Annotated in this window: 8 protein-coding genes; 1 reads left to right on the top strand and 7 read right to left on the bottom strand. The window is 65.3% G+C overall.

The window, feature by feature from the left end; all coding sequences use genetic code 11:
* The 7 genes from VF672_RS21700 to VF672_RS21670 are packed head-to-tail and all read right to left on the bottom strand — an operon-like array spanning position 1 to position 6,654.
* Positions 1–1,053 carry an ABC transporter substrate-binding protein gene (locus VF672_RS21700; protein ID WP_331106732.1) on the bottom strand — a complete coding sequence of 351 codons (1,053 nt, stop codon included), beginning with the start codon at positions 1,051–1,053 and terminating at the stop codon, positions 1–3.
* On the bottom strand, positions 1,050–2,264 hold the full coding sequence (locus tag VF672_RS21695; protein ID WP_331106730.1) for an FAD-binding oxidoreductase: 1,215 nt from the start codon (positions 2,262–2,264) through the stop codon (positions 1,050–1,052). The genes VF672_RS21700 and VF672_RS21695 overlap by 4 nt, the downstream gene beginning before the upstream one ends.
* On the bottom strand, positions 2,261–3,616 hold the full coding sequence (locus VF672_RS21690) for an FAD/NAD(P)-binding oxidoreductase (RefSeq protein ID WP_331106728.1): 1,356 nt from the start codon (positions 3,614–3,616) through the stop codon (positions 2,261–2,263). Before VF672_RS21690 ends, VF672_RS21695 begins: the two co-directional genes overlap by 4 nt.
* Positions 3,617–3,633: 17 nt before the next feature.
* Entirely contained in the window at positions 3,634–3,924 is a 291-nt protein-coding gene (locus tag VF672_RS21685; RefSeq protein WP_331106725.1) for a (2Fe-2S)-binding protein, read from the bottom strand.
* Positions 3,925–3,967: 43 nt separating this feature from the next.
* Positions 3,968–4,762 (bottom strand): ABC transporter permease, encoded by a 795-nt coding sequence (locus tag VF672_RS21680; RefSeq protein WP_331106723.1) that lies wholly within the window; start codon positions 4,760–4,762, stop codon positions 3,968–3,970.
* Positions 4,763–4,765: 3 nt separating this feature from the next.
* The gene (locus VF672_RS21675; protein ID WP_331106721.1) at positions 4,766–5,629 is read right to left on the bottom strand and encodes an ABC transporter permease; all 864 of its coding nucleotides are present in this window, start codon (positions 5,627–5,629) and stop codon (positions 4,766–4,768) included.
* A complete protein-coding gene (locus VF672_RS21670; RefSeq protein WP_331106719.1) occupies positions 5,626–6,654 on the bottom strand; it encodes an ABC transporter ATP-binding protein in 1,029 nt (342 codons plus the stop codon). Before VF672_RS21670 ends, VF672_RS21675 begins: the two co-directional genes overlap by 4 nt.
* A gap of 244 nt (positions 6,655–6,898) precedes the next feature.
* Between VF672_RS21670 and VF672_RS21665 the strand changes: the two genes are divergently transcribed.
* The coding region (locus VF672_RS21665) for an IclR family transcriptional regulator (RefSeq protein ID WP_331106717.1) at positions 6,899–7,605 on the top strand (707 nt) is incomplete at its 3' end.

Below are 7,605 nucleotides of genomic sequence, written 5' to 3'. Positions count from 1 at the left end.
CTAGCGCTCGATCGTGCGGCTCCAGCGGGCGTTCCATTCCGGGCGGACCTGGTTGACCTGATCCCAATCGATGGTCACCGCGGTTTCCAGGTATTTGTTCATGGCTTCAACCTGGCCGCGGGTCTTGTCGGTGGTCGGGGTTTTCGGGTTGGACGGGATCTGGTCGCCAATCTCCAGAGCTGGCGCCTGGGCTTGCGGGGTCAGCAGGAAGGCCGCGAGCTTCTGCGCCAGTTCAGGCTGGTCGTTGTTGGCGATGGTGCATTCGGCGACGTTGAGGACCACGCCGCCTTCCTTCGGTGGCGCGTATTCCACCGGCACGCCCTTGAGTTTAAGCGCGGTGACTTGCGTCGGTGTCAACGGGAACAGCGCCGCTTCCCCGGTCTGCACCATCTCCGAAATCTTCGCCGAGCTGGCGATGTACTCAAGCACGTTCGGCCCGACAGTCTTCGGCCACGCCTTGAAGCCCGGCTCCACATTGGTTTCGCTACCGCCCTGCAGCCGGTTGAACATCAGAAAGCCGTGCAGGCCAAAGGTTGAGGAGGCCAGCGACTGGAACACCAGCTTTTCTTTATAGCGCGGGTCCGCCATGTCGGCCCAGGACGTCGGCGCGCTCCAGCCGTTCTCCTTGAACATCGTGGTGTTGTAGGCCAGCCCGGTGACGCCCAGGCTGACGGCGACCGCTTCGTCCTTGATCTTGCCCTTGGCGGGAATTTCCGCCAGGGCCGGGCTCGCGTCCAACTTGCCGCACAGGCCCATGGAAATCGCCCGGTACATGATGCCGTCGTCGAGGAACATTACGTGCATCTGCGGGTTGTCCTTGCTCGCCTGGGCCTTGGCGAGGATGTCCGAGGACGTGCCCGGCACGATCACCACTTTGACGTTGTTGGCTTTCTCGAACGCCGGCAGCACGTGATCGGCGTACAAGCGCTCCATGGTGCCGCCGTTCATGCCCAGGTACAGGGTCGGTTCGGCCTGGGCGGGCAGGGCCGCAACCGACAGGGCAAACGGCAGGCAAGACAAGCCGGTCAGGGCAACGCGTTTCATGTGAGTCATGGGTGCGACCTTCCTCTGAGCAATGGAATGACGTGATCGGTGCCGGAGGGCACGACGATGGCGGGTATTGGCTCCTGTATTTGCAGCCGGGCTTGCAGATGCGTTTGAAAGCGGTTGATCGAGAACGCGGTCAGGTCGATGTTCGACGCGCCGACACAGACCATCTGCGCCAGGGCTTCGCCCGCCGCCGGGCCTATCTGGAAGCCCGAGCCGGCAAAGCCGAAACCGTGCAGCAGGCCGGGTTGCGTCGAGCTGGCGCCCAGCACGGGCTCGCGGTCGGGCAGATACCCTTCGGTGCCGCTCCAGGTGCGGATGGCCTGGGCGCCCGCCAGCGGCGGGTAAAGCTCAACAGCGTTGCGCAGGATCTCCAGAATCGCCGCCTGACCGGGCCGCGCGGTGGCCGCGCCCAGTGGGAATCCCTGGCCGCCGCCCAGCACACAATTGCCCCGCGCGACCTGCCGGGCGTAGATCCCGCCGCCTTCGACGCCGGTGCTGACGTCCATGAACATCGGCAGCGGCTCGGTCACCAGCATCGCCGGGTGCCCGGCGCGCATGGGCACCGGTTCACCGAACTGCTGAGCCAGTTGCGCGGCCCAGGCGCCGGCGCAATTGAGCAGCCACGGCGCACGGAAGCACTGACCATCCTCGGTTTGCACCATGAACCCCTGACCGTCGTGGCTCACCTGACTGACGGAGGCCTGCTCGAAGGTCTGCGCACCGGCGCGGCGGGCCGCGAAGGCAAAGGCCGGGGACACGAGACGCGGATTGGCGTGACCGTCGTCGGCACACAGCGAGGCGCCTACGGCCACATCGCCAGCCCAGGGAAAGCGTGCGCGCAACTGGGCGTGATCGAGCAGCTCGAGTTGCATCCCGTAGCCGCGCGACGCTTGTTCATAGGCGACCAGCGCGGCCATGTCTTTGTCGCTGCGGGCCAGTTTGAGATGGCCGGAGCGCACGTACTCGCCGTCGATGCTGATAAAGGCGCGCAGGTCCCCCCAGATTTCATGGGCCCGCTGGGACAACGGCAGTTGCGACAACGGCCGACCCTGACGCCGCACGCCACCATAGTTGACGCCGCTTGAATGGGACCCGAAAAAATCCCGCTCCAGCAACGCCACGCGTTTCCCGCTCAGGGCCAGGAACAGCGCTGCCGAGGCACCGACGATACCGCCACCGATAATCACTGCGTCCACGTCAACGGGCCGGCTCATTGTTCGGTCTCCATGCCGAAGGGCAGGGGCTTGATCGGCGCCTGGCCACGCAGACGCCCAATGCTGGCGACGTCGCGCCCCGAGGCTTGAGCGACGATTTCGGCAGCGGCCAGCCCACACATCCGCCCTTGGCAGCGGCCCATGCCGACCCGGCACATGGCCTTGACCCGATTGATCTCCCAGTGACCCTCGGCCACGGTTTGACGGATGTCGCCGGCGCTGACTTCTTCGCAGCGGCACACCGTCAAGGCGTCCGGCGCCTGCGCCGCCCAGCCTTCAGGGAACGGGAATGCCGTTTCCAGCCCCTGACGAAACCGCTGGATCGCTTCCAGTTGGCGCTGCAATTCGATGCTGCGGGCCCGGTCGATGCGGTGGCCGATGTCACCCAACAAGGTCAGCGCCGCCAGCTCGCCGGCAAGCTCCGCCGCGTCGGCGCCCATGATGCCGGCGCCGTCACCGGCCAGATAAACGCCCTCGACGCTGCTGCGTCCGGCCGGGTCGCGGGTGGGCAGCCAGGCGCGGTTCAAGGCGCTCCAGGCGAAGTCGCAGCCGAGCAGATCGGCCAGCTGGGTTTCGCTGCGCAAGGCGTGGGCGAACGCCACGGCGTCACAGGCAAGGTGTTTGCGTTGATGATTTTGCTCCCAGCTGACTCCGGTAACCCGACGCTCGCCCTGAATGTCGTGCAGTTGCACGCCTTGATGCACCGGGACACCGTGAGCGGTGAGCCAGGCCCGGTAATAAAGCCCTTTGGCCAGCGTGGACGGTTGCCCGAGCAGCGCGGGCAGGGCGCGGGTCTGGGCGGAGAAGGGCGAACTGTCGAGCACCGCCAGCACCGTCGCGCCGGCCTTGGCGTACTGATACGCCACCAGATACAGCAGCGGGCCGCTGCCGGCGAACACCACCCGCTGGCCGATGGCACAGCCCTGAAACTTCAGTGCGATCTGCGCCGCGCCGAGGCTGTACACGCCAGGCAGCGTCCAGCCCGGCACCGGCAAGATACGGTCGGTGGCGCCGGTGGCCACGATCAAATGTTTGAACGGCACTTGCGCCGCGCGGCCGTTGCACAGGGTGTCGAGGGTCCGAGCTTCGGCGTTCCACACCAAGGTTTCCGGGCGATAGTCGAGATCGGCCTGCAACTCATCCAGCGTGGCGTGAACCGCTTCGGCCTTGGCCGCCTCGAAGCCGTACAGGGCCTTGGCCGAGCGCTTGAAGTGCGCCGGCTGGCGACGATAGACCTGACCGCCGCCGCGCAGGCTTTCATCCAGCAGACAGGGGCGCAGGCCGTGGGCAAGGAGCGTCTGCGCCGCGCGAATGCCCGCCGGGCCGGCGCCGACGACGACCGTGTTTGCCATTGAGGTCGTCGACTCGCTCATAGGTTGCGCCCCGGTTCGCGGCTGACGCAGACGCCAGCCTCCAGTAGCGTCGAGCAGGCCCGCACCCGGCGGCCGTCACCCAGCCTGACCCAGCAATCCTGGCACGCGCCCATCAGGCAAAACCCGGCCCGGGGTTCGCCACTGAAGTCGCTGCCGCGCAATGAGTCTTCCGTCGTCAGCACAGCGGTGAGCAAGGTGTCGCCGTGCAAACCGCTGGCCGGTTGGCCGTCGAGGGTGAAGGGCAGCACCGCACGGTCGCGTTCAGCCAGTCGTTTCAGCAAAGCCATGGCGCGCGCTCCACACAGCAGAGCGTGATCGATGCAGTGCTCATCAATGCCTCCCTACCAAAACCCGGTCCAGCCCGTAGACCCGGTCGAGAATGATCATGGTGGCCGCCGTCAGGGCGATGACCAGCGCGGAGACCGCCGCCATCATCGGGTCGATGGATTCGGTGGCGTAGACGTACATGCGCACCGGCAGGGTCTGGGTGGACGGCGAGGTGACGAAGATCGACAGGGTCACTTCGTCGAAGCTGTTGATGAACGCCAACAGCCAGCCACCGGCCACGCCGGGCAGAATCATCGGCAGGGTGATCAGACGAAACAGCGTAAAGCGGCTGGCACCCAGGGATTCGGCCGCCTGCTCGGCGCTGCGGTCCATGCCGATGGACGCGGCGATCACCAGCCGCAGCACGTAGGGCGTGATCACCACCACGTGGGCGAACATCAGCCAGACGAAACTGCCATTGACCCCCATCAGCGCGAACAGGCGCAGCATCGCCACGCCCAGCACCAGGTGCGGGATGATGATCGGCGACAGAAACAGGCCGTTGAGAAAGTCGCGGCCCGGAAAGCGATAACGGGTGATCGCCAGCGCCGCCGGTACGGCAATCAACGTCGCCAGCGTGGCCGCGACCACCGCCAGCATCAGGCTGTTGTAGAAGGACTGGATGAAATCGGCGCGTTCGAACACCGCCCTGAACCAGCGCAGGGAAAACCCGTTCCAGGGCAGACTGAGGGTGTTTTCCGGGGTAAACGCCACGAGGCACACCACCACCAGCGGCGCCAGCATGAACACCACCACCAGGGCATGAAACGACAGGGCCAGAGGACCGTTACGGGACATCAGTCATACCCCCAGGGATTTTTTATAGTGGCCTTCAACCAGGCGGTTCCACGACAGCATGACCAACAGGTTGATCAGCAGCAGTGCCACGGCGATCGCCGCGCCCATGGGCCAGTTGAGTTCCGAGAGGTATTGGTCGTAGACGACGGTGGCGACCATTTTCAGGCGGCGCCCGCCGAGCAGGCCGGGAATGGCGAACGAGCTGGCGGACAGGCCGAAGACGATCAGCGTCCCGGACAGCACGCCCGGCATCACCTGTGGCAGCACCACCCGGCGCATCACGTCCGTCTGGCTCGCGCCCAGGGACAGCGCGGCCTGTTCGGCGCAGGGGTCAAGCTTCTGCAGCGAGGTCCACACCGGGATGATCATGAACGGCAGCATCACGTGGACCAGCGCCAGAATCACCGCGAACGGGGTGTAGAGCATCTTCACCGGACGGCCGCCGAGGGCCTGGATTGCCTGATTGATCAAGCCATCGGCGCCCAGCAGCAGGCTCCAGCCAAAGGCCCTTACCACCACTGAAATCAGCAGCGGCGTCAGAATCAGAATCAGGAAAATCGAACGCCACGGGGTACCCATGCGACTAAGGATGTAGGCCTCCGGAACGCCGATCACCACGCATAGCAGGGTCACCAGCGCGCTGATCCAGAACGTGCGCAGGAAGATCTCGTAGAAGTACGAATCGGTGACCAGATTGGCGTACTGCGCCAGCGTCCATTCACCGCCCTTGACCCCTACTTCGTAGTCGAAAACGTTGAACGACAGCACCAGCGTCAGCAGTAACGGCAGCACCAGCAGCCCGAAGAACAGCGCCAGCGCCGGGGCCGACAGCAGGTACCCGCGTCCGGTGTCACGCAGCACACTCATGCCGGCACCTCGTCAACGCTCAACACGCGCAGCAGATCGGATGGCCAGTCCAGCCCCACCACGAAGCCTTCGTTCATCGGCGGATCGCCGTCGTTACGGCGCACCACCGTGATCTCGCCGATGGGGGTTTCGATGCGGTACAGCCATTGACTGCCCAGAAAGTAGCGCATGACGACGCGCCCTTGCAGCCGACCCGCGCCGGCAGCCACCAGGTCGATCTTCTCCGGGCGCAGGCTCAGCACCAGTTCGCCGTCGCCTGGCTGATGACGCACCTGGGCCGTGCCGCTGGCATCGCGATCGCCGCGCAGCAGATTGGCCTTGCCGACGAAGCCGGAGATGAAGCGGGTGCGAGGGTGTTCGTAGAGGTGATACGGCTCGTCGATCTGGGTGATACGCCCGGCCTGCATGACCACGACGCGATCGCTGATGGACAGCGCCTCGGCCTGGTCGTGGGTGACCATCAAGCTGGTGATGCCGACTTCGCGCTGGATACGACGGATTTCAAACTGCATCTCTTCGCGCAGGTTGGCGTCGAGGTTGGAGAGCGGCTCGTCCAGCAACAGCACCGGCGGCTCGATCACCAGCGCCCGGGCCAGCGCCACACGCTGACGCTGCCCGCCGGACAGCTCGCGCGGGTAGCGCCCGGCATGAGGCGTCAGGCGTACCAGCTCCAGCACGCGGGAGACGCGACGCTCGATGTCGGCGGCGGAGACCTTGCGCATCTTCAGGCCGAACGCCACGTTGTCGCGCACGGTCATGTGGGGGAACAGCGCGTAGGACTGAAACACCACGCCCAGCCCGCGACTGGCCGGTTTGGCGTGGGTAATGTCGCGGCCGTCCAGCAGGATGCGTCCGGCGCTGACATCAACGAAGCCGGCGATCATTTGCAAGGTGGTGGTTTTGCCGCAGCCGGAGGGGCCGAGCAGGGAGACGAACTCGCCTTGCTCCACCGAAAGGTCGGTGGCGACGACCGCGTCGACGGGGCCGTAGCGTTTGCACAGTGCCTGGAGTTCAAGAAAAGCCATGGCTGCGTTCCACCTTTTTTGTGCACACCGAAGGCGTGCGTTTTTATGGGCAGATGCGAAGAGAAGTGCTGCGTGTGGCCGTGGACGCTGGCGCTCGATCAATGTCGGCTGCCGCTGTTATTCAAATCGCCCTGTGGACTGATCCTAGGCCCAAGACTAGGATGCGCTCAACGAACAATTTCATTGAGTGAGTAGTTTTTTCTGATCCATTCATTCACTGAATAAAAAGCGGAAGTATTGCTTTATGGATTCCACTGAGCGGAAGACTGTCCAGAAAGAAACAGGCGTGGGCGCGGTCTCACGGTTGTTCGCGGTGCTGCGTGCACTGGGCGAATGCCCCGAAGGCAGCGAACGGGTGACGCAGTTGGCGCAGCAGGTCGGGCTGTCGCAACCGACCACCCACCGCCTGCTGCGCAGCCTGATGGAAGAGGGCATGGTCGAGCAGGACCTGCGCAGCAAGCGCTATCGCTTGAGCCTTGAGTTCTTCGCCCTGGCGGCGCGCGCCGGGCACTCCGGCAACCTGCGCGACGTGGTACGGCCCAGCCTGCTGCGCCTGTCGGCCTCGCTGGGCGACTCGTTGTTCCTCCTCGCCCGCAGTGGTTTCGATGCGGTTTGCCTGGACCGCAGCGAAGGGCCGTACCCGATCCGCACCTTCACCGGCGACATCGGCGGCCGCGTCGCGCTGGGCGTGGGGCAGGGCAGCCTGGCCATCCTGGCGTTTCTGCCGGAGGAAGAGCGCGAGACGGTGATTCGCTACAACCTGCCGCGCCTGCGGGATTTCCACCTATACGATGAAGTGATGCTGCGCTCGGAGATCGACACGGTCCGGCGCACCGGCTATGCCGCGCGCAACACCGGCGTGCTGGAAGGCATGGCCGGGCTGGCGGTGCCGATCCTGGACCGTGATGGCCGGGCCGTGGCGGCCTTGAGCGTGGCGACCCTCAGCGATCG

The organism is Pseudomonas sp., assembly GCF_036387035.1.
Classification (GTDB): Bacteria; Pseudomonadota; Gammaproteobacteria; order Pseudomonadales; family Pseudomonadaceae; genus Aquipseudomonas.
Note: the sequence above shows the minus strand (reverse complement) of the source record. Positions and strands in the feature narration are given on the sequence as shown.

What these genes read in the sequence shown, in the direction of transcription:
- VF672_RS21700 (WP_331106732.1), bottom strand. Translation starts at nt 1,053, where the DNA reads ATGACTCACATGAAACGCGTTGCCCTGACCGGCTTGTCTTGCCTGCCG.
- VF672_RS21695 (WP_331106730.1), bottom strand. Translation starts at nt 2,264, where the DNA reads ATGAGCCGGCCCGTTGACGTGGACGCAGTGATTATCGGTGGCGGTATC.
- VF672_RS21690 (WP_331106728.1), bottom strand. Translation starts at nt 3,616, where the DNA reads ATGGCAAACACGGTCGTCGTCGGCGCCGGCCCGGCGGGCATTCGCGCG.
- VF672_RS21685 (WP_331106725.1), bottom strand. Translation starts at nt 3,924, where the DNA reads ATGGCTTTGCTGAAACGACTGGCTGAACGCGACCGTGCGGTGCTGCCC.
- VF672_RS21680 (WP_331106723.1), bottom strand. Translation starts at nt 4,762, where the DNA reads ATGTCCCGTAACGGTCCTCTGGCCCTGTCGTTTCATGCCCTGGTGGTG.
- VF672_RS21675 (WP_331106721.1), bottom strand. Translation starts at nt 5,629, where the DNA reads ATGAGTGTGCTGCGTGACACCGGACGCGGGTACCTGCTGTCGGCCCCG.
- VF672_RS21670 (WP_331106719.1), bottom strand. Translation starts at nt 6,654, where the DNA reads ATGGCTTTTCTTGAACTCCAGGCACTGTGCAAACGCTACGGCCCCGTC.